Source organism: Actinoplanes sp. NPDC021490 (assembly GCF_055562135.1).
The window spans coordinates 152,941-175,571 of the sequence record NZ_JBVHFW010000011.1 but is presented as its reverse complement, the minus strand read 5'-3'; the positions used below and the strand labels follow the sequence as shown (position 1 = coordinate 175,571).

General features: G+C 67.7%; 14 protein-coding genes. 6 read left to right on the top strand and 8 right to left on the bottom strand.

Annotated features, from left to right (window positions below; translation table 11 throughout):
• The first annotated feature begins 693 nt into the window (after positions 1–693).
• From ACZ3I4_RS27450 to ACZ3I4_RS27435, 4 genes are all read left to right on the top strand, one after another.
• Entirely contained in the window at positions 694–1,866 is a 1,173-nt protein-coding gene (locus ACZ3I4_RS27450) for a ParA family protein (protein WP_465385057.1), read from the top strand.
• A complete protein-coding gene (locus ACZ3I4_RS27445; protein WP_465384895.1) occupies positions 1,863–2,891 on the top strand; it encodes a ParB/RepB/Spo0J family partition protein in 1,029 nt (342 codons plus the stop codon). The genes ACZ3I4_RS27450 and ACZ3I4_RS27445 overlap by 4 nt, the downstream gene beginning before the upstream one ends.
• A gap of 6,660 nt (positions 2,892–9,551) precedes the next feature.
• Complete coding sequence (locus ACZ3I4_RS27440; protein ID WP_465385056.1) at positions 9,552–10,346, top strand: hypothetical protein; 795 nt, start codon at positions 9,552–9,554, stop codon at positions 10,344–10,346.
• Positions 10,347–11,760: 1,414 nt separating this feature from the next.
• Entirely contained in the window at positions 11,761–13,002 is a 1,242-nt protein-coding gene (locus ACZ3I4_RS27435) for an IS256 family transposase (protein WP_465384894.1), read from the top strand.
• A gap of 645 nt (positions 13,003–13,647) precedes the next feature.
• Here the strand turns inward: ACZ3I4_RS27435 and ACZ3I4_RS27430 are convergent.
• Entirely contained in the window at positions 13,648–14,175 is a 528-nt protein-coding gene (locus ACZ3I4_RS27430) for a HEAT repeat domain-containing protein (RefSeq protein ID WP_465384893.1), read from the bottom strand.
• A 163-nt stretch (positions 14,176–14,338) separates the two neighbouring features.
• Between ACZ3I4_RS27430 and ACZ3I4_RS27425 the strand changes: the two genes are divergently transcribed.
• Positions 14,339–15,178, top strand: coding sequence for a phosphotransferase (locus ACZ3I4_RS27425; protein WP_465384892.1), 840 nt, complete (start codon positions 14,339–14,341; stop codon positions 15,176–15,178).
• Here ACZ3I4_RS27425 and ACZ3I4_RS27420 read toward each other — a convergent pair.
• Together ACZ3I4_RS27420 and ACZ3I4_RS27415 are read right to left on the bottom strand one after the other, a co-directional pair.
• Complete coding sequence (locus ACZ3I4_RS27420) at positions 15,138–16,097, bottom strand: D-alanine--D-alanine ligase family protein (RefSeq protein ID WP_465384891.1); 960 nt, start codon at positions 16,095–16,097, stop codon at positions 15,138–15,140. The genes ACZ3I4_RS27425 and ACZ3I4_RS27420 overlap by 41 nt on opposite strands.
• 8 nt (positions 16,098–16,105) lie before the next feature.
• Entirely contained in the window at positions 16,106–17,410 is a 1,305-nt protein-coding gene (locus ACZ3I4_RS27415; RefSeq protein WP_465384890.1) for an aminotransferase-like domain-containing protein, read from the bottom strand.
• Positions 17,411–17,575: 165 nt separating this feature from the next.
• Here ACZ3I4_RS27415 and ACZ3I4_RS27410 point away from each other — a divergent pair, with 165 nt between their 5' ends.
• A complete protein-coding gene (locus ACZ3I4_RS27410) occupies positions 17,576–18,244 on the top strand; it encodes a GNAT family N-acetyltransferase (RefSeq protein ID WP_465384889.1) in 669 nt (222 codons plus the stop codon).
• On the opposite strand, the gene ACZ3I4_RS27405 is transcribed toward ACZ3I4_RS27410, so the two are convergent.
• The 5 genes from ACZ3I4_RS27405 to sigM form a co-directional block, all read right to left on the bottom strand.
• Positions 18,241–19,389: an N-acetylmuramoyl-L-alanine amidase gene (locus ACZ3I4_RS27405; RefSeq protein ID WP_465384888.1), complete on the bottom strand. Its 1,149-nt coding sequence runs from the start codon at positions 19,387–19,389 to the stop codon at positions 18,241–18,243. The two genes, ACZ3I4_RS27410 and ACZ3I4_RS27405, sit on opposite strands and share 4 nt — an antisense overlap.
• A gap of 100 nt (positions 19,390–19,489) precedes the next feature.
• Positions 19,490–19,816 (bottom strand): thioredoxin, encoded by a 327-nt coding sequence (trxA, locus tag ACZ3I4_RS27400; RefSeq protein ID WP_465384887.1) that lies wholly within the window; start codon positions 19,814–19,816, stop codon positions 19,490–19,492.
• Between the two features lie 40 nt (positions 19,817–19,856).
• A complete protein-coding gene (gene trxB / locus ACZ3I4_RS27395) occupies positions 19,857–20,816 on the bottom strand; it encodes a thioredoxin-disulfide reductase (RefSeq protein WP_465384886.1) in 960 nt (319 codons plus the stop codon).
• A 134-nt stretch (positions 20,817–20,950) separates the two neighbouring features.
• Positions 20,951–21,814, bottom strand: a complete 864-nt coding sequence (locus tag ACZ3I4_RS27390) for a hypothetical protein (protein ID WP_465384885.1) — start codon at positions 21,812–21,814, stop codon at positions 20,951–20,953.
• Positions 21,811–22,608 (bottom strand): RNA polymerase sigma factor SigM, encoded by a 798-nt coding sequence (gene sigM, locus ACZ3I4_RS27385; protein WP_465384884.1) that lies wholly within the window; start codon positions 22,606–22,608, stop codon positions 21,811–21,813. Before sigM ends, ACZ3I4_RS27390 begins: the two co-directional genes overlap by 4 nt.
• Positions 22,609–22,631: the final 23 nt, after the last annotated feature.

Below are 22,631 nucleotides of genomic sequence, written 5' to 3'. Positions count from 1 at the left end.
CCGCAGTCCTCCGGGCTGTATGAGGGTCGCGCGCCTGCTGCTCGTTCGTCCACGGGGCGCAACGACGGCTCGCATGGTGCTCGCTCCAGCGGTCCCGGTATGCGCGAGGTCGAAGACGACTCACCCGTGGGAACGCGCGGCCGGGACGATGAGCCTTCAGCGCCCGACTCGGGGCTTGACGGCGACGAATCCGGCGGGCGGAGGCGAGGGCGGGCCGGCGCCGGTGAACCGTCGTCGCGTGAAGCTGCGAAGTCGGCGTTGATGCGGTTGTCGCGGGCTTTTCGGCGTACGGGAAAAGGGTCTGGAGCGGCCGCGTCAAAGCCGCCCATCGTGGTCAAGGGACCGATCGAGGTCGTGGTGGTTTGGCCGCATTCCATCGACCCGAAGATTGCTGAGAGTGAGGTTGCCGACGCTGGGGCGGAAGTGGCTTCGGAGGCCGTGGTGATCGAGTCGCTTGGGGAGGCGGAAGTGTCTACGATGCACTCGCCTCATCAGGCGGTTGGCCATGGCGAGGCTCGGCCGACGGCCGTAGGCTGGCCGGGCGTCGATAGTGTGGACCGGTCTTCTGCCGCCGGAACGCACGTGTCGCCGACCGACCCGTTCCTCACTAACAGGGATAAAACGGTGCATGAGTACGGTGTTTCACGTGAAACCAAGTCATCTCTCGGCAGCGATCGCGCATCGGGGGTAGGCATGGGCGGTCATAGTGGCGCATTCAACACCGGGGAACAGGGCGTGCCATCGCCTCGTATGAGTGGCAATTATCCCGGCGGGGGCCAGATCTACGGCTCGCCCGCGCAGCAACCCACTACCGGTGAGCCGCGCCGATCGGCGCCCGCTCCCCGATCGAGTCCGCCGGCGCGGACCCCGTCAGCGTCGCCCATATCGGCGGCACCAGTGTCCGCTTCACCCGTTTCTGGTACTCCTAAGGCTCCCGTCGAGCCCCCATTGGGGCCGGACGAACACGTTTCACGTGAAACGCCGAGCCGGGATGAAGACGATCCGCCCTTGGCCATGGAAGCGTTGCGAGCTGTGCAGATCCTCAACCCGAGCGGCGAGATTACGATGCCGCGTCCGGACCACCCGAGGGTGCTCTGCGTCGCGAACCAGAAGGGCGGCGTCGGCAAGACCACCACGACGGTGAACCTTGCCGTAGCGCTGGCACTGCATGGCAATCGGGTTCTCGTCGTCGATCTCGACCCGCAGGGCAACGCGTCGACCGGCCTCAACGTGCCGCACCACGCCGGCGTGCCCGACGTGTACGACTGCCTGATCGACAACGTCCCGCTGTCGGAGGTTGCGCAGGCGGTCGAGGGCATTCCGAACCTGTGGTGCGTACCGGCAACGATCGACCTGGCTGGTGCGGAGATCGAGCTCGTCTCGGTGGTCGCGCGCGAGTCCCGGCTGGCCCGGGCCATCTCGGCGCACCCGGAGCAGTTCGACTACGTCTTCATCGACTGCCCGCCCTCGCTCGGCCTCCTGACGGTCAACGCGTTGTGTGCGGCGCAAGAGGTCCTGATTCCTATCCAGTGTGAGTACTACGCGCTGGAAGGCCTGAACCAACTGATCAACAACATCAATCTGGTACGCCAGCACCTCAATCCGACGCTGGATGTCTCCACGATCCTTCTGACCATGTACGACCGGCGTACGCGCCTGGCCGACGCGGTCGAGCAGGACGTGCGGAACCACTTCGGCAGCAAGGTGCTGAACGCCGTCATCCCCCGTAACGTGCGGGTGTCGGAGGCTCCTAGCTACGGGCAGTCCGTGATGACCTACGATCCGGGTTCACGGGGCGCGACCAGCTACTTCGAGGCCGCCCTGGAGATCGCGATGCGTGGCGTCAACACGGGAGGCACCGCATGAAGAACCGTCCACGGGGCGGCCTGGGCCGCGGCCTGGGCGCTCTGATCCCGACCGCACCGGCCGCTCCCAGCGCCGGCGCGGCGGCGGATGCACCTGCTCCTCAGACGTCGGCGCCCGCGGCCGAGCGGCCCACGCACATCGTCGCCGCTCCCCCCGCACCGCCCGTCGTGGAGCAAGCGTCGGATGACCTCGCCCCGGTGCCGGGCGCGCGGTTCGCCGAAATCCCGGTCACGTCGATCGAGCCGAACGCCAAGCAGCCCCGGCACGTCTTCGACGAGGAAGCGCTCGACGAACTCAAGACCTCGATCCAGGAGGTCGGCTTCCTTCAGCCGATCGTCGTCCGCGAGTTGGATGAGGGCCGCTACGAGCTCGTCATGGGTGAGCGCCGCTGGCGTGCCGCCCAGGCGATCGGCCGCGAGTCGATCCCCGCGATCGTGCGTGAAACACGCGACGACGACATGCTGCGGGACGCGCTGCTTGAGAACATCCACCGGGCCAACCTGAACCCGCTTGAAGAGGCGGCCGCCTACCAGCAGCTGCTCGAGGAGTTCGGGGCCACGCACGAGGAGCTCGCCAAGCGAATCGGCCGCAGCCGCCCGCAGATCTCCAACACCATCCGTCTGCTGAACCTGCCGGCGCCCGTACAGCGCCGGGTTGCCGCGGGCGTCCTCTCGGCTGGCCACGCACGGGCGCTGCTCGGTCTTGAAGACGCTGAGGCCCAGGAGAAGCTCGCCCTGCGAATCGTTGCCGAGGGCCTTTCCGTACGGGCCACCGAGGAACTGGTATCGCTGGCCATCTCGGACGGCCCCGCCAAGAAGGCCGCCCCGAGCCGCCGCCCGAAGGTGCACGCGCCAGCCCTCAACGACTTGGCCGAACGGTTGTCCGACCGCTTCGACACCCGAGTCAGAGTCGACATAGGACGAAACAAGGGCAAGATCACGATCGAGTTCGCCACGGTGGACGACCTCGAGCGCATAGTCGGCATGATCGGTGTAGACGAGGAAGGCGCCGGCGGCGAGGAGTAACCAGCCGCCGCATCGAGCACCAGACCGGGGTACGCGAGTCATCGCGTGCCCCGCCGTCGTTTCAAGAGCCGTCTTCGATTCCGGCGTGAAACCGAGGCGCTCTCCCCTCGGGTGGGGCCAAATCCGGTTCTGTCAGAGCCATTCTCCTGGGATTTCCAGCCTCACGATCTTGCCTTCTGGGCCGTTCATTATGGCCATTTTGCGAGTTTCTCTCGCGCCTGCGGGCTCTGAAGGCTCTTCCTCCCCTCCCCGCCGTGATGCGGCGACAATATGGTGATGACGACCTCATGTCAGCTGGACATCACTCTGTACCTGCATTAAGCGTTTCCCATGATCTCCTGCAGCGGTGGTGAGCTTCCCGCCCGTGTTGCCGGCGTTGGTGTGGCAGCGGCATTTTCCGTCGGCTGCGGAGTTGTCGCGTCAGGACCCGCATCTGTAGGACGCCACGAGGCACCAGCGGGTAATCCGCGTCAGACGCGATGTTGAGCTGGCATCTGGATTGGTGTTTCGAACGCATCGGCTGGTCCGTCTCGATCAGGGCCCGAGACGTGATCGAGTCACCTGCCGCGCTACCTCCTCCGAGCGATCCATCTGGGCGCTGGCCTAACGCCTCGCGCGTGCAGGACTCGATGCAAGTCCTCGACCGCACGCCTAAACGCTGAGCAGGCTGTGCTGAGAGCGTGGGCCAGCTGTGGGTCGATGTTGTGCTGCATCCGAATGCTGTCCGAGTTGCCGGTCGTCTTTCGTGGCTTGACGGACTCAACGGGACCCAGACTTGCGTCAGGTGCTCGGCCTAAGGGTGGGGATACCGTTTGCTTCGTCCCTGCGGGAGCCAAGCGGAGCTCTGACGTCCGGCTTACCTTGACGAGTGAGAGAAGCGCCAATCCGAGAAACGGGCGGCGGCTCAGCCGATTGTGGTTGCCCGTACTCGATCTCGCTAGCACAACGGCACACCATCATCCGCGACCTCGGCCCAGTCCTCGAAGTCGACTCGATTCGATTGCCGGTGAGTCAAGGGAAGGTGCGTGGATCGCCCCCGGTTCCCGTAAGGCAATCTGGGGTCGACCCTGCCAAGGCGTCGGAGATGTCGTCCGACGTGCTCGGCCCCGGTCAGAGCCTGATGGACGTGGTCTCGGCGCCGAGAGGCCAGCCGGCAACCTTATGAGCGCCGCAACACCAGCCGATGCGTTGCGCGTCGGGTTCAGCGACGGCGCCGCCGTGCACAGCAACGCCAGGACCGACACCCGCGACGGGCAATGCAGAGCGAACCGGTGGGGGTCAATTCGGTGGGAATGGATCCGAGCGTTCTGGACGCAGGTTTCACGTGAAACGAAGAGCGCGCGGTCCTGCTACTGACTTCGGATGAGCAGTGATCCGCTCGCTCTACAGCGACGATCGTCGAGAAGGGCAGCCCGGTCGCCGCGTATGAGGTCCAGCTCGAGCATTTCCCGAGTTCCTCCTCCGAGATCAGACCCTTCTCGTACGCCTTGCGCGTGTTGGCCTCAAGCGCTGTCAGCCCCGACGACGAACATGAAGCCATCCCATCGCGGCCCTTGCACACAGTCCCCGTTCTGTGGGTGGCATCTACATCACCCTGGCGCCGACGCACCTCACCACTCACTGCTGGGCGAGACTCCAAATCGCTCGACCTGCCGAATTCTCGAGTCGTTTGAAGCCTCAGTCTCGCGGCGCTCAAGCGGCGTCATCAACGCACGACCTAGGGGCCATCGGACATGGTTTTGTCCTTCTGCACCGCGGCTACTCCGGGCGGCATATAAAGCTGCAGCGGCACACTCAGGCCCGAATCAAGAGACCAAGCCGAGAGGAACCCCTTCGCACTGAGGGTCCTGCTGCCCCTCCTCCGTTGAAGTAACACTTCGGCGGACGGGCTCCCAGACAGGCTCCGTTGGACCGGCGCCGTCCCCAGTCTTAGCTGTATGGCGTTGCTTCCTACGCCGACCTCCGCATCTTCTCCGGGGCCGTTCAGTGCCACAGCTGCCGAGTACTTCGCCTGTCAACGGTGTCCTATCCGCTCGTCCCGCATCGCCCCGAGGGGTACTCGGGCCAACAGGGCGAGCGCTGAGCGCCACTGCAAGGGCGCGGGCAAGCTCGATCGACCGGTGGCGTCGTCTCCAAGCGAATGTATGATCGCCGGCCGCCGGATCACAGCTTGCCCAGAGTTCCGAAGATTGGTTGCCGAGCCACGAGAAGCCGATTCCTGAGCGCCGCAGGCCGGGCGTCTACCTCAACCGAAATCCTCGCCGCGTCCAGACAGCAGAGTGTGAGGCGCCGGCCAAGTTAGGACTGGGACTGCCGTAGGGCACGTTGGTCTCATGGCGAAGGCTGAGTTCTAGATAGCAGAGATACAGCGACCACCGATTCCGGCACCCAGGAGCTGGCTGCTGCTGGCAGGAAAGGCCTAATCCCTCAGTCGGTCGTCTGTATGACAGGGGCATGACCCGGACGCCGGTAAGCGCATTTGGGGCGGGATCCTTCTTGTCGTCTGTTGCGCAGAGAAGGTGCACCGTTTCACGTGAAACACAACGCCGACTCGATTCCGCCTTGGTCCAGCTCCGCCCCCAGCTCTCCTCGAAGAGCGATCGCCGACGTCGCCTCAAGGTGACCGCGCCGCCGTTGCATGCGATCTGCGCACCAGCAGCCGCGCACAGCGGCCGGCGAGCCAGAACGGACACGACACGACTCGTTCCGCTTGAACATCCGCTCCGGTGTCTTGGGAACCACTTCGCTACACATGGCGAGATCTCGTGGCGCAAGCGGCGATGGGTCAGGCCCCGTCCTCGGCATACCGATGCGCTCACTGAAGGGACGACGAACTCCTGTTCACGCGGTCACCCACGACCACGCCCACCGGCTCCGCCGTTTCACGTGGAACGGCAATGAGCGCACGATAGTAAGCGACCCACGTGAACGCTCCACCGAACCGAGAGCAGACACAGCGCCATCCGTGGGCCGCACTGACGTCGCCGAGCGACCTAACCCGCAGCGCGACGTGGCCGGAGCGCAGCGGATGAATCGCGGATACAGACCGCCGCAGTGTGGGGACGATGGCTTGGCTGCTGAGACAGATTCCCCCGCGATGCCTTGTCAGTCGCTCAGGACAGCGCTGATCTCGTGAGCGCGTAGATCCGGCAACCTGTCCGCCACACAACCTCCGATGCAGCCGACGGACAATGAGCGGCTTGGCGAAGATGGCCGCTCGGTCAGTAAGCACGGGTGATCAGCCGCAGTGCGGCGCCGTCTGGTACAGGACTTCCAGTGCGTCGGACGGTCTAAGTCAGCACGCCCAGGCAACGCAGGGACTTGGGTGCCCAACTGCGCCTAGGCCTGACAGATGTCCGAGAGACCCAGGTGCATTTGATGCCGGCCGACGCGTCGGGCGAATTGGAAGCAGACGACCCGGTCGGGCACATCTCAGTTCCACGTGAAACACGGTCCCCAAAATCGCCCGGAGCCCGGAGCCCGGAGCCCGGAGCCCGGAGCCCGGAGCCCGGAGCCCGGAGCCCGGTTTCACGTGAAACGTCGCCACCTTGGCAAGCGAAGCTCACTTCTAGGTACGAGTTCGGTCGGCCCCGCATCATCGACAGCACCAACGGCGTCGGCGTCGGCGTCGACGAGCCGCGACGGGGGCTCTATCGGCAGGGCTGCAGACAAACTCGCGGGCATGACCTGATCGTCGAAGTCCCGCCTTCGGCGTTCGGGGTGATCGAACGCCGAAGGCCGCCACATCTCTGTGGGAAGGCGGATGTGGTCGCCGCGGCGAAGAGACGAATGCTCAACAGGATCTGCATCTGCTGCGAGGCTCAGGGGTGGAGCGGATTGGCAGATGCCTGCCCCTGCAGCTCACTTGCTGCTGTCCGTTGGGTTCCGTTGACGTATGTTCACGCAGCTACCTCGTGCGTGAGGCCGACGTCTGACGGCGCAGGCATTCATGCAGAGGGAAGAATTGCTTGAGGCGACGGCCATGAGGGACTGACTTCTATCGGCTCTCGTTTCGAGCGGACCGACCTAGACCACAACGGCCCCTTGCCATGACCTCGAAGGCCGAGGTGTGCGCGAGACAGTCAACTGAACGGTGCCGAGGGGTTCTTCCGCGGCCGAAAGTCAGATGGGTTAGCTCCAGCAGCCCGGCCCACCTAAGGCAGCCGGCCTTGTTGCCGCCGCACCCGAGGTCACGACAGAGTGGTAACGGGTCTGTGGTGGAGTGTTCGTTTGTAGCGCTCGCTCAGCAAACAACCGTTCCGCGCAGAGGAGGGGGCGCCACGGCACAAGGGGCGGTCGTTCGCCCACGCGTCACCGGCCATGCTGCTTCCGATGTGCCTGGCCAATCGATTGCTGTGCGAGCCACGATCCAGCTATGCGGGCCGACCCAAGTGAACTGGTCGGGTTCCGCGGCCGCTCTCCGCGACCTGTGCGAGCCAGGCGCAGTGATGCATCTGCGCTTGCTGACGCGGACAGCATGGCTTGTCGGTAGGCAGACGTTGTGCCGGGCGCCGGGCTGTCGCGGCTCAGCTCTAGAAGATGCCACCGGACGTAGGCGATTGCACGGCCGGCCGTTGCGGCGTCGAACAACCGGGGTCTCCGCCGCGCGGAAACGAACAGCGGCTCTAGCGCCGGAGGCGGCCTTTGCGCTCACGTCTGGTTGAGCCGGCGGGGATCCGTGTAGGCATGCCGAACGGCGTGGGACAGCCCCATGGCTATAGCGAGAGACTCGGCTGTGCCCGTCAGCTTGGGGCTCGGTTACGTCGACGCCGCGGGACGGTGCCATTTGGTTATGGCCACAACTGGCGGTCCCACCGGAGGTGAGGCCCGAGCTAAAGAAGCTCGGCACGGAAGACTTACTTCGAGCGCCAAATCAGCTTGGCTCGCCGGCTCGCTTACTCGGGAGCCGGAGCAAGGCTGAGTCAGCGATGTGTGCACGGGGCGATTAGGTGGCCGTGTCTTCTTCGCCTGAAGTCGCGAGTCGGCCGCTCTAGCTCAGCACGATGAGTGGACATCGGAGTCGGTCCTTGACGCGCGCGGCCACGCGCGAGCGTCGACAAAGTTGTCGCTGATGCTCTTAGAACTGCTCATCTCGTTGATCAAGACCTTGGCGCCCGGGCTCGGGGATTGAGGTCTTGACTCGACGCACGACTCGGCCGTCCGGATGCATTGGAAGTTACCTTGTCACGTGGCGACGATTCGGCGGTCGGACTGACCAGAGCAGGCGATCGCTGCAACCGCGCTTTGGGTGGGTGGGCCGTGAGATGGTTGCCGCGTTTCGTGCTGACCGGACCCGTCTCTCGATTGGTTACGACTGGAGCCGGTTCCGTCGGCGGCTGTTACACCACGCCAGCGCCCGCCGCGTCGGCACTGAGTTGACATCGCCTCCCAGACGCCGGTCGCTGAGAATCGCGGTGGTCTGCCGCTAGGTGCCTACTTGTCTGCCGTCGCTTCCGAGCGCCGATATGGCTGGCGGAATGCCGAGCCAAAGCGACTACCACCGGGGATGTGACCTCCGGTCAGTCGGAATCTGCACGTCACCGAGTGGCCGTTGGTTGGTCTAGGAGACGGCGAGTTCTTGACTGGCTGGCAGCGCCGAGGTCGTCCCAGGCGGCGCGGCCGACCATCTCGATCAATCCCAGACGGGCCAGATAGCGAGGATGGTAAGACACGCGGTGGCCCTCGTGGTTCGGTTATGACGGTGGCCTTGTTTGTGCGGCGTCACTCGGCCCACTCCCTGCACCGGCCGCTAAGTGCCGGGCACCGGCCGCGTGCGTCGTCCTGGATCCCTTATTGGCCCGCATCCTCGACCGGGCGTTGGACCCGGGTGTTGGACCCGGGCGTCGGGCTCGGGCGTCGGGCGCGGGCGTCGGGCGCGGGTGTCGGGGCGCGGGCGCCGGACTCGGCGCCGGACGAGGGTAGTCGCACGCGGGTGTCGGGTCTGGGTGCCGGACCCGGGGCGTCGGACCCAGGTGCCGGACGTGGGTGTCGGGTCTGGGTGTCGGCTCTTCTAGGTTTCGCGCCGTGATTTTCCCCGCTACCTCCCGTACGGCTATGTGCTCGGCGCAGCTGGCAGGCGTTGACCCATCCCCTCCTGCCCCTCGGCCTCAACACGGGCGCATGGAGTCGTCGCGCAGCGGGCGCCGTACCCACTGAAGTCGGCGCGATCCGGGCGCCACTCGGACCGTCGGTCAACCGCATAGCGGTATCTGGACGGCGTTCACCGCGATGTGAAAGCTCTTCAGCTTGCGCAGGTGGCGAGGTCAGACAGGGACGGCCAGTTGAAGGGCTGCGACGGTGCTCACGTGCCGGCTGCAAAGTTATCCACAGGGTGTGGGTAAAGCCTGTTGAGAAACCAGCGCGGCCCGTTTCACGTGAAACGGCGTGGATGTGGTTGGCGGTGTTCGGTGCTGTATCCACAGGGTGCGCAAGCCTGCGACGTCGCGTTTCACGTGAAACGGGGCAGCCTGTGGATAACTTCTGTGGATAACTTTGGCGGTGTAAGAGCGCCCACAGACGGTGACGATGATCTACGCCGTGCGGGTGAATGCTGGGTTGGCGGACTCGTTGTCTGTGGATGGCTCGCGAACCAGGAAATTGACCCAGGACAGCGGCTCTGGCCTCGGCTAAGGTCACGTCGTGCCCGAGAACAACCCCCCGCTGCCGGACTTCATCCGCTGGCCCTCGTTCCCCTTCGAGGGCGACATGCGGGTCAAGCCGCTCGCCGCTCCGGTCGAGGTCGAGCCGCCGCGCAGTGGCGAGGACGCCGCCGAGTGCGTCGCGTGCAACACCCCGGACGACGCGTACATCTGGGTGAGCGAGCGCTGGCGCGTACGGGGAATGGATCGGCCGACGGGCCTGCCGATGGTCCTCATCCTCGAGTGCCGCTCGCACCTCGACATCGGCGATCTGCCCAACCTGCTCGCCGCCGAGCTCGGGGTCATGACCGTCCGGCTCGAGCGCGCCATTCGCTCGCTCGATGGCGTCGCGCGGGTTCACGTGAATCGTTGGGGCGACGGCTCGGCCCATCTCCACATGTGGTTCCTCGCCCGCCCCTACGGCCGGCTCCAACTTCGGGGGACGTTCCTCACGCTCTGGGACGACATCCTGCCGATCATCCCCGAGCAGCAGTGGCGCGAGAACCTGGCCCACGTAGCCGCGTGGCTAGCCGAGTTCGGGGGCACAGCGATCGCCGAACCGGCCCACATCCAGTGGGAGTCCCCCTCCACGATCAACTACACCAACAGCGAGCCGGCCGACCAGCCCAGCGCTCCCCCACCGGCCGCCGCCCCTCGGCCGAACACACTCAACGACGTGGACCCGGGCCAGTCACCAACCAACGCTGCCATCAATGAGTCGATCCCCACGCAGCGCAGCTCCTCCCCAAATCCCGCTGCTCCCGCGTCAAGCCCAAACCCCCACATCCCCCAGGCCGAGACGCCAAGTCACCCTTAGCCCTTTCCCGTACGCTTCCGGCCCGCGCCCCCTCGCGTCGTCCGCACCGGTTGCGGATCCGGGCCGGGCTGCTGGCCCTCGAGGGTGAGTGGCTGGATCTCGATCTGGATTGGTTGCCGTTGGCGGTGGCCGGCGGACTGCAGTACCTCTTCGGGCTAGACCGTCAGCCTTTCCGTAGGCCCGGCCGCTCCGTCGGCTCAACGAACTGCGCTCGCACCACGTAGTCCGCGTCGGTTCTCGGGCATGGCCGCCAGCACTTTCCACACGCCTCGTGCCGAGCTCGCATGGCCTAGTCCGCATTGGTTCTCGAGCATGGCCGCCAGTCGTTTCCCGTACGCCTCAAGTCCGCGCCACCTCACGTCGCCCGCATTGGTTCTCGAGCATCGTGAGACCTCGGTATGCCGTCGCCGGAACGTGAGCTGTCTCCAGCATCGCGTTAGGGACTCGGAACCGCGTGCGACGTAAAACCGGTCGCGCTCGCTGCCGCCCGCTACCGGATTCGCCGCGGGACCCGACGAGGAGTATCTGACTGCGGCCGCATGGTCTCAACCAGAGTGGTGGCCGTCCCGGGCGCAAACAAGGCCGATCTGTCGGGCGCACTTCGCGTCGGCCCTTGATCAAGAGGATTCCGAAATCCTGAGAGAATGGCTCTGACAGAACCGAAAGCCATGGGCAGCGGACCGCAGCAGCGGCGATCGAAAGACGGTCCTACCAAACGCGCCGCTAACCTCGCGGCCTTCGTGCCGGCCTCGCAAATAGCACGTCTGTCAGGCCGAGAGTCGGCAGCCTCATGTGCACGTACTTTGCGGTGAAGGAACAGAGACGTGCCAAGGCCGGCGGCCGTCAGGGCACGGGTCATGCCGAGGCTGGCAGCAGCGGCACATCGTGGACGGCCGGCCATGGGCACAGTCCCCGATACGACGCGGCATCGGGAAGAGGACGAGCCGGCATACGTCAGCTCATCGCAATAGGGCCGACGCTGGAGCATCGTCCGGTGAGAAGCGAGTAGACGAAGCGCGCTTTCTCTCGTCACCCCACGGCCGTCAGTTCGAGGTTTGACCAGCGGGATCTGCGCCATCTGATCACCTTGTTGAGCGTGATGGCGACTGGCTCGAACTCCTCGCTGCTGACTCGGTCCGGTCAAATGCGTACATGCCCACCAACCTGCACGGCTGCCGGCTCGGCAGTGGACCGACGCTGCCCAGCAGGCTGAGAGCCGCCGGGTGTAACCGGCTTCGCCAACGGCTTGACCAGTGACTTGGACGCCGTCACCGCTAGCCCGACCCCGCCCTGTAGCTCGGGACCGGTGGGTCACGTCCACCGAAGTGGTGTGTGACCTGGTCTTTCCGGGCGCGCAGAGGCGGCCATCGCAGATCCTTCGGATTGTCTGAAGATCACGAAGGAGAGACCTGCGATGGCCGCAGAACCGAGTCTGAACGTCGCCAGCCTGCTACGCGAGCATCTTGAATCGGCGAGCCCTGATCTCCTGCGGGCGATGGTGAAAACCTTCGCCGACGTGCTGATGTCCGCCGAAGTCGACGCAGTGTGCGGCGCGGAGTACGGCGAACGCAGCGATGAGCGGACCAACTCCCGTAACGGCTACCGGCACCGAGAATGGGACACCCGCGCCGGGACCGTCGAGCTGGCGATCCCGAAACTACGGTCGGGTTCTTACTTCCCGGACTGGCTGCTGCAGCACCGCCGCCGCGCCGAACAGGCCCTGGTCAGCGTCGTGGCGACGTCGTATCTTCTCGGGGTCTCCACCCGCCGCGTCGAAAAGCTGGTCGAGCAGCTCGGCATCAAGCAGCTGTCCAAAAGCCAGGTCTCCGAGATGGCCCGGCACCTCGACGCCCAGGTCGAAGCATTCCGCAACCGGCCGCTGGACGCCGGCCCTTACACCTTCGTCTGGGTCGACGCCCTGGTCATCAAGGTCCGCGAGGCCGGCCGCACGATCAACGTCCACGCCCTGATCGCGGTCGGCGTCAACGCCGACGGCGGCCGCGAAGTCCTCGGCCTGGACATCAGCAGCGATGAGGACGGCGCCGGCTGGCTCGCCTTCCTGCGCAGCCTCACCGCCCGCGGCCTGGCCGGCGTCCGGCTCGTGGTCTCCGACGCCCACCGCGGCCTCGTCTCAGCGATCGGCGCCGCGCTGCCCGGCGCGTCCTGGCAACGCTGTCGCACCCACTACCTGCGCAACCTGCTCGCCAAAGTCCCCAAATCCGCCCAGCCATGGGTCGCGACCCTGGTCCGCACCGTGTTCGACCAGCCCGACACCGACGAGGTGAAAGCCCAGTTCGCCCGCGTGCTGGACACCATCGCCGACAAGTTCCCCGACGCCGCCGAACACCTCGACGACGCCCGCGATGATCTGCTCGCGTTCACCGCGTTCCCGCGTGAGCTCTGGCGTCAGATCTGGTCGAACAACCCGCAAGAACGCCTGAACAAAGAGATCCGGCGGCGCACCGATGTTGTCGGGATCTTCCCGAACCGGGCCGCGATCATCCGCCTCGTCGGCGCTGTGCTGGCCGAACAAACCGATGAATGGGTCGAAGGACGCCGCTACATGGGCCTGGACCTGATCCGCAAAGCCCGCCTCACACCCATCGCCACCAGCCAAGACACCGAACCAGCCGACCCCGTCGAAATCGCCGCATAGCATCAACCCACACGGATCAGCGATGGCCGACTCTTACACCACGCCCGTGGACGTGACCGACCGGTGGAGGGCAACGTCAACCAGGATCAAGATGCTCAAATGGCACCCCTGCACGGATCATGGCGGCAGCTTGTGAGGTCCTGCCCCATGAACTCTGAGGGTGCCTTGGACCCGGCCGTGGAGGCCGCGCGACTGCTGGAGAGCCTCGTCATCTTGCTCGACCGGATCGGCTCGCGCAGGGCCGAGGCCGTGTCGCTGGGTCTCAGCGCCCGTCGCAGGGACTGCTCTGCTTCGGAGGCGAAGTGGAGTAGCCGTCTGGCACGGCACAGATTTCAAGTCGGAAGGGCGCCGTCGAGACGGCCAGAGGCAACGTCGGGCCGGGAACCGAGCGTTTGGTTCCAGTCACCGACGTGGGCGACCGGACACATCGACGAAGCCTCTGGCGAACCCTCGTAGAGACAAGGGAGCAGAGCGAATGCTCCCCACCTCGCGGACGAAGGTCGTCAGCAGGCACGGACCATCTTGGGTCCGGTCCTGGCCGGCGCGGCCGCTGATCCCGGCAGACGGTAGGCGGAGTGACGGGCTGCGATGGTGAGCTTGCGGCAGCTTTGTAATCCGCGTCGGCGAAGCCGCCGGGTGCGTACGTCAGCGGTGGCGGGCGAGGGCCATGTCGCGGATCTGCGGGTCCGGGTCGGTGGACAAGGCCTCCAAAGTAGGAGCCAGCAGCGATCGCGGGAGGTCGGTGAACTCCTCCACCAAGGCGTACAGGGCATAGAACCGCGTGTCAGCCTCGTCGTCCCGGCACAAAGCCTGCAGCGCTTCCACAGCCTCGGGGTTGGACGGATCGGCCAGCGAGGTCACGGCGGCGGCTACGTGGAAGCGGACCCGGTCGTTGGAGTGGGTGGCGAAGGGCAAGACGTCGTGCAGGGCCTCCGACGCCGAGTTGTAGGCCAGGGCCGAGATCAGCCAGCCGATGACCCGCGGGTCGGGTTCGGCCTTTAGGCGGGCGCGGAGCAGGGGGATCGCCTCGGTGGTGAAGGGGCGGTGGCCGGTGTCGTCTTGTGGGCCGAGTTCGCGCAGGGTTCGGGCGGCCAGCTCGCGGTCGGTGGGGTTGTCGTTCTGGAGCAGGGCAGCGGCGATGTCGAAGACCTCGCGGGTGGGGCGTTCGGTCAAGGCGACAAGGTACGGAACGGGGGCCTCGGGCTCGTCGGCCACTACCTCGGCTCGGGCCGCTGCGAACAGCTCTGCCGTCGACATGCGTGTCGGGTCTGGTCGAACAGGGCGAAAGTCCACAACTGCATTGTCACTCGGCCGCGCCAGCGAGTAGAAAACGGCCATGGATGTCGGGGCGGCGGTTGAGCGGTTCGGGCTGGGGCAACTGCAAGGCGACCCTGTCCGGGTGCCGGGCGGCCTGTCGAACGAGCTGTGGCGCGTACGGACGGAACTCGGCGACTTTGCCGTCAAGCGCATGGTGATCAACGCGCACCTGCCCGCGTTCGTGGGCAACGTCGAGGCCGCCTTCCTGGTCGAGACGCACGCCTGGGCCGGCGGGATCGCCATGCCTGAGCCCGTCCCGGTGAACGGCCGAGCCCTCCTCCGGCACGACGGCGAGCTGTACCGGGCGCATCGGTGGGTTGAGGGAACGACCGGGCCGGCGACCGCGCGACAGGCAGCCGAACTACTCGCCCGCATCCATGCCGTGGGACGCCCGCGCGAAGCGTCGCCGCCCGACCCGGCCTGGAACGGCGAGCGATGGGGTGAGCCCCTCAAGGGCCTGGCCGAACGCGTAGCCGGCGGCCCGGGCCGAATGCTGGTCGTCGACAGCCACCGCGACCTCGACCGCAAGAACACCCTGCTCGGACCGGACGGCCTGCTCGCCCTGGACTGGGACGCGGCCGGACCGACCGGGGCGATCCACGAGGCGGTGGCGCTGGCCGTCGACTGGGCGGACGGCGATCACGACGCCTTCATGTCCGCGATCACCACTTACGAACAGCGCACCGGAACGGCCGTCCCGGCCGAGCCGTGGATCTTCGGTGGCTGGGTGGCGGCGCAGGGAGGCTGGCTCGACTACAGCGCCGACGACGGCACCAGGGCAGCGATGCGCCGGCTGGCCGAGAACCTGGACGGCCTGATCAGTGAGATCGGGCGACGGCCCGCTCAACCAGCGTCTTGAGGATGTGACCCAGGTCGTCCCCGGCGGCCTGCACGGCGAGCGGCAGCAGCGAGGTCTCGGTCATCCCCGGCGACACGTTGATGCCCAGCACCTGCGGCGGACCGTCCTCGGCGACGATCAGGTCGACCCGGGAGAGGTCGCGCAAACCCAGCGCCTTGTGGGCGGCCAGCGCCGTCTCGGCGACCTGCGCGGCGACCGACGGCGACAACCGGGCCGGCGTGTGCCATGTGGTCAGGCCGGCGGTGTAGCGGGCCGCGTAGTCGTACACACCGTCGCGCGGGACGATCTCGACGATCGGCAGGGCCTGCGGGCCGGCGCCCAGGTCGACGATCGAGACCGCCACGTCCATGCCGGGCACGAACTTCTCGACCAGCGCCGTGGAGTCGTACGCGAAACAGCCGACCATGGCCGGGGGCAGGGCGCTCTCTTCGCGCACCACGGCCGCGCCCAGGCCCGAACCGCCCTGCGCCGGCTTGACCATCAGCGGCAGCCCCAGACGGTCGACGATCCGGTCGAGCACCGCCACCGCGCCCAGCTCGGAGAACCGGTCGTGCGGCAGGGCCACCCAGTCGGGCGTCGGGATGCCGGCCTCGCGCAGCATCGACTTGGCCGACGGCTTGTCCCAGGCCAGGCGGGCCGCCCGCGCGTCGCAGCCGACGTAGGGCACGCCACACAGGTCGAGGACGCCGCGCAGCGAACCGTCCTCCCCCGTCGCGCCGTGCAGGGCGATCACCACGGCGTCGGGCGGATCCTCCTGCAGCGACGGCAGCAGCGTCACGTCGGCGTCGCGCATCTCGGCGCTCAGGCCGGCCGCTCGCAACGCGTCGAGCACCCGGCGGCCCGAACGCAGCGACACGTCCCGCTCGTAGGAGAGGCCACCGGCCAGGACCATCACGCGCACATCGTCACCCGCAACCATGGAGGAGATCATGCCAAGTCGGGGCCGGGCGCATCCGCGGCGGCCGGGCCCCGGCGACGCGACTCGAACGAACCGCCACCGAACACCGCGCGCATGGCCAGTTCCTGCTCCATCACCCCGGAGAGGCGGCGGATGCCTTCGCGGATGCGGTCGGGCGACGAGTACGAGAAGTTGAGCCGCATGTTGGACCGGCCCGTGCCGTCGGCGTAGAAACCGGTTCCCGGAACGTAGGCCACCCGCGCGGCGATGGCCCGCGGCATCATCGCCTTGGAGTCGAGGCCTTCGGGCAGCGTCGCCCACACGAACAGGCCACCGGTCGGATGCGTCCACGACGTGCCGGGCGGCATCAGATCACGCAGCGCGGTGAGCATGGCGTCGCGGCGTTCGCGGTAGATCTCGCGATACACCTTGATCTGTTCCTGCCAGGGCATCGTCGACAGGTATTGCGTTACGGCCCCCTGCGCGAACGCACTGGGACACAGCACGTTGGCCTCGCTCATCATCACGAGCTTTTCCCGTACGGCGTGGGGAGCGAGGATCCACCCGACACGCAGCCCGGGCGCGAACGTCTTGGAGAACGTGCTCACGTAGAACACGCCCTCGCGCCGACGGGCCCGCAGCGGCCGCGGCGCCTCATTTTCGAACGACAACATTCCGTACGGGTCGTCCTCGACCACCAGCAGGCCGGCCCGCTCGCAGATGTCGAGCACCTGCTCGCGCCGCTCGTCGGTCAGCGTGACCCCGGCCGGGTTTTGGAACGTCGGGATCGTGTAGAGGAATTTCGCCCGCCGGCCGGACCGCTCGGCGGCGGCGATCGCCTCCTCGAGGGCGGCCGGAATGAGCCCCTCGTCGTCCATCGCCACATGCTGGACCTGCGCCTGGGCGGCCTGGAAGACGCCGAGCGCGCCGACGTAGCTGGGGCCCTCGGCGAGCACCACGTCACCCGGGTCGAGGAAGAGGCGGGCGAGGAGGTCGATCGCCTGCTGGCCGCCGACGGTGACCACCACGTCGTCGGGGGACGCGCCATTGATGCCGGAGAGCGCCATCACCTCGCAGATGCGCTCCCGCAGGTCGACCGTGCCCTGGCCGATGCCGTACTGAAGGCTGCTCGCGCCCTGCTCGGCGGCGAGCTTGTTGAGCATCTCCCCCACCGCGTCGAGCGGCAGGGCAGCGATGTAGGGAGAGCCGCCGGCCAGCGACACGACCTCGGGGCGACTTGCCACTGCGAACAGTGCGCGGATCTCGGAGGTGGTCATGCCACGCACACGTCGCGCATACCGATCGGTGTAGTCGTCCTGGGTTGTGCCGGTCATGCGGCTTCACCTCGCAGGGTGGGAGACAGTCGGGAGAATCCTAGCTGTGCCCGGCGACAGAAGCCCGCGGTTAACCGGGCACTGTGCCCGACCTGGTCCCGTTCATGAGTATTGCGGCGTAGGATCCCACCGGAGCGGGCTGGGAAACACTTCGAGGGGGATGCAGTGTCGCGACGCCTGGTCAACCTGACGCTGGACACTCTCGAGGACCTGCCGCGGCCCTGCCGCCAGTGTGTGTATTGGGAGCTTGACCCGGTTGCCGCCGAGCGTGCGTGCGCGTCGGGCGACCCCGGCCTCGAGAAGGAGGCGTGGGTTTCGCAGACGCTCCTGGAGTGGGGTTCGTGCGGCAAGCTGCTCTACGTGGACAGCATGCCGGCGGGTTATGTGATGTACGCCCCGCCCGCCTACGTCCCCCGTTCGATGGCCTTCCCGACCTCGCCGGTGAGCGCCGACGCCGCCCTGCTGATGACCGCACACGTGGTGCCGTCCTTCGCCGGCGGCGGGCTCGGCCGCATGCTCGTGCAAGGCGTGGCCCGCGATCTCACCAAGCGCGGGGTCAAGGCGATCGAGGCGTTCGGCGACGCCAAGTTCGGCGAGGCCGACGAGGAGAGGCAGCCCGGCTGTGTCGCGCCGGTCGACTTCTTCCTGTCCGTCGGCTTCAAGACGGTACGCCCGCATCCGCGCTTCCCACGGTTGCGTCTCGAGCTGCGCACGGCCCTGTCGTGGAAGTCCGATGTCGAATACGCGCTGGAGAAGCTGCTCGGCTCGATGAGCCCCGAGACGCTGCTGCGGCCGGTGCGCCCGGCCGCAGCCACCCGCAACGTGGAGAGCTAAGCCCGGTTGGCCAGAGCCATCCGCAGCTGCCGCACGTCGATCGAACCGGTGGGCACGTCGGCCTCGACGGGGTAATACATGCGCTGCACGGCGGCCAGGATCGCCTCGACGATCTGCTCGCGGAACAACGGGTTCACCAGCCGGTCACGGTCGACGGGCGACGTGAGATAACCGAGGTCGACCCGTACGGCGGGCATGCGGGTCAGGCGCAGCAGCTCCCACGTCTTGGAGTGGATGCGGCAGTCACGCATGCCGGTGCGCACGACGATCTCGCGCTGCACCAGGTTGGCCAGCCGCTCCCCCACGGTCGAGCTCAGGCCGCTGCCCGTGCCGTAGTGATAGGTGGCCACCCCGTCGGCGCTCTCGTTGTCGTGTCCGTCGAGATGCAGCGAGATCAGCAGGTCGGCGCCGAGGCTGTTGGCCAGGCCGGCCCGGTCGGCGCCACTCATGGGCTCGGCCGGCTTGGGGCCGCGGGTCAGGTGCACCCGCATGCCGGCCGCGGCCAGGCGGCCCTCGAGCCGGTTGGCCAGGTCGTAGACCAGGTCGGCCTCGCTCCAGCGCAGCGGCCCGTCGGGCACCACGACACCCTGGTCGTCGCCGCCGCCGTGCCCGGGGTCGATCACGATGGTCTTGCCCATGAGGTTGGTGCCGGCCCGGCGGAACGCCTCGGCCTCACGCAGCCACTGCGGCCGGCCGCCGACCACCTTGCGGCCGAGCCGGCGCAGCGCCTTCATCGTCTGGGGCCCGCAGGAGCCGTCGGGCGAAAGACCGACCTCACGCTGGAACTGGGCGACGGCGCGGGCCGTGCGGGGGCCGTAGATCGAGTCGGCCCGGCCGGAGTCGTAGCCCATCTCGAGCAGCCGCTCCTGCAGGGTGCGGACGTCTTCGCCGACCAGCGCGTCGGGCACCGAGTGGAACAGCGTGCGCGCGCCGAGCCGCCAGCGGGACGCGTCGAGCGCGCCCCAGGTCTCGTCGCCGACCAGGCCGTCGATGCCGAGCCCGCGGCTCTGCTGGAAGGCCCGCACCGCGGTGTCCAGGTCGTCGTCGAAGACATCTCCGGCTGCGTCCAGCAGCTCCAGACCGACCAGGATCGATCGGATCTCGGCAACGGCCGGGCCGCTGTCTCCACGTCGGATGGAACGCACGCGCGACTCCCTAGAACGAAGAACGACTCCGGGCAGCGTACTCCGGGCCCACGAAAGACGCCCCGCACCCGGGAGGGCGCGGGGCGTCGGTGACGCTGTCTCAGATGGCCGACTCGATGAAGTTGACGAGGGCGCTCTTGGGCTTGGCGCCGGTCACCGAGCTGACCGCCTCGCCGCCCTTGAAGATCGTCAGGGTCGGCACCGACATCACCCGGTAGGCGCGCGTCGTCTCCGGGTTCTCGTCGATATTGACCTGCACGATCTCCACCTTGTCGCCCATTTCCCTGGCGATCTCGGCCAGCAGGGGGTCGACCTTCTTGCAGGGCGCGCACCACTCGGCCCAGAAGTCCACCAGCACCGGCTTGTCCGACTGCAGCACGTCGCTCACGAATGTGGCGTCGGTGACCGCCTTACCTGCAACTCCCACTACGACCCTCCAGGTCTTTTCGTCTTACGGCTTTCCTGGCTTACAGCTCGACGAACGAGGCGATGAAGCGCTCGGCGTCCAGGGCCGCCGCACACCCGGTGCCGGAGGCGGTGATCGCCTGGCGGTAGGTGTGGTCGACCAGGTCACCGGCGGCGAACACGCCGGGGACGTTCGTGCGGGTCGAGGGGTGGTCGACCTTCACGTAGCCCTCGTCGTCCAGCTCGACCTGGCCCTTGAAGAGCTCGCTGCGCGGGTCGTGACCGATCGCGACGAACACGCCGGTCACGTCGAGAACCTTCTCCTCGCCGGTCTGGGTGTTCTGCAGGCGTACGCCCGAGACCTTGCCGTCGTGGCCCAGGATCTCTTCGACCTTGGAGTTCCACTCGACCTTGATCTTGTCGTTGTTCAGCGCCCGCAGCTGCATGACCTTGCTGGCCCGGAACGAGTCGCGCCGGTGCACGATGGTGACCGTCTCGGCGAACCGGGTGAGGAAGGTCGCCTCCTCCATCGCGGAGTCGCCGCCGCCGACCACCACGATGTGGTGGTTGCGGAAGAAGAAGCCGTCACAGGTGGCACAGGACGAGACGCCGTGGCCGAGCAGTTCCTGCTCGCCGGGCACGCCGAGCGGCCGCCAGGCGGAGCCGGTGGAGAGGATGACCGCGCGGGCGAAATACTGCTTCTCGCCGACCCAGACGGTCTTGAGCCCCTCGGTGCCGGCCTCGGTCGGCTTGTCACCGAGCTCGACCCGGGTCACGTCGTCGGTGATGAACTCGGCGCCGAACCGCTCGGCCTGCGCCCGCATGTTGTCCATCAGCTCCGGGCCCATGATGCCCTCGCGGAAGCCGGGGAAGTTTTCCACCTCGGTGGTGGTCATCAGGGCGCCGCCGGACTGAACGCCCTCGATCACGAGCGGCTTCAGGTTCGCCCGGGCGGCATACAGCGCCGCAGTGTATCCGGACGGTCCCGAACCGATGATGATCAGATTTCGGACCTCGTCCACTGCCGACTCCTCAGTCTGCTCTTCGCCGGGAAATCCCCTCGGCGACACTGCACGCTAGAACGCCATCCCAGGCCCCGGCCATTCCCGCGCACGTGGCCGTGGCGGACCTCACGCGGGAAGGTTTGGGGTGTCGCTCAGCGTACCGGGACTTTGTCGATCGCGTCGGCGCCGCCCATGGGCGTGCCGCAGCCGGCACCGACCGCCCACGCCCAGCCGCCGTTGCCCGCGGTGAACTGGACAATCACCGCCGGAACGCCGTCGAAACGGGCGTAGTCGACGGACCGGACCGCGATCGTGCCGCCGGCGTTCTCCCGCTGGATCTCCGCGAGGCACTCGTCGAGGGCCGTCCGGGCAGTCAGCCGGCTCAACTCGGGGGCGGTGGACAGCGTCGTCGCCCGCTGGTCGCGCTCGTCCTGTGTCTGGCCCGCGAACCCCTCGCTCTTGGGGGCGTTCATCGGCTGGACCGGGTTCCGGTCGAGGGTGGCCCGGGTGTAGTCGATGCCGCTGGCGGTGACGGACGCGTCACTTCCGGCGTCGGCCAACGAGGAGTTGTTCTCGGCCGAGCCGGCGGCTGTGCCGGCGGTGTCGGCCGCGTTGTCGCTGCCGCGTCCGGCGAGATAGTCGGCGCCGAAACCGACAAAGGCGATGAAACCCGCGGCGATGGCGATCGGGGTGGCCCACCGCATCCTTCGGGCCCGCTTGTTTTCCCGTACGCCTTCCGGCGCGCCCCCGGGCACGACGGTGAGCTGCGGAACCGGGGCGAACATGCCGTCGAGCTTGGCGGCCAGGTCGTCCGGCATCGGTTCCGGCCCGAGCCGGCCCAGCTCGGTCCGCACGACAGCCATCTCGCCGCTCAGCTGGTCGTACGCCTCGCGCCAGGCCGGGTCCTCGGCGATCAGGGTGGCCACCGCGGACTCGTCGGGCGTGCCCTCGAGGGCGCCCCCGATGTAATCCGCCAGCAGGTCGATGTCGACCCCGCTGAATTCGGCCCCGGTCACCTCTGGTCCCTCCGATCGTGCCCGACGGGCGGTGGCTTCACCGCAGCCGGTCCCGATGAGACGGTGTCCGAGCTGCCCTGGTTCCCGGCCGGGGGGTGATTGCCGTCTCTGCCCCGCAGCCCGGCCGCGGGTTGATCGGTGTCTCTCCCCCGCTGCCCGGCCGCGGGTTGATCGGTCTCACTCCCCCGCGGCCCGGCCGGGAGTCGGTCGATCTCTCTCCCCCGCAGGTCGCCCAGCGCCAGCGCCATCCGGGCCCGGCCCCGGGCGCACCGGCTCTTGATCGTGCCGACCGCGACGCCGAGGATCTCGGCGGCCTCGGCCACCGGATAGCCCTGCACGTCGACCAGCACGATCGCGGCCCGCTGATCGGCCGGCAGGTCGGCCAGCGCCTGCCGCACCAGCAGCGCGGTCTCGTGGTCGGTGGCCGGCGCGGCCGGTTCCACACCGGACGGACGGTCGTCGGAGCGGCTGCCGTCGGGCAGGGGCACGGTCGGGTGGGCCTGCCGCTTGCGGAGGCGGTCGAGGCACGCGTTGACGACGATGCGGTGCAACCAGGTGGTGACGGCCGAGTCGCCGCGGAACCGGGCGGCGTTGCGGTGCGCCGAGAGCAGCGCGTCCTGCACCGCGTCGGCCGCCTCCTCGCGATCGCCGGTCGTGCGCAGCGCCACGGCCCACAGGCGGTCACGATGGCGGCGGACCAGCTCGCCGAAGGCTTCCTTGTCACCGTCGACGTGGGCACGCAGCAGCTCGGCGTCGCTGGGTGCGACACCCTGCGCGGCGTCCCCGGAAGTCACGCCAGCAATCTAACCGGATGGGT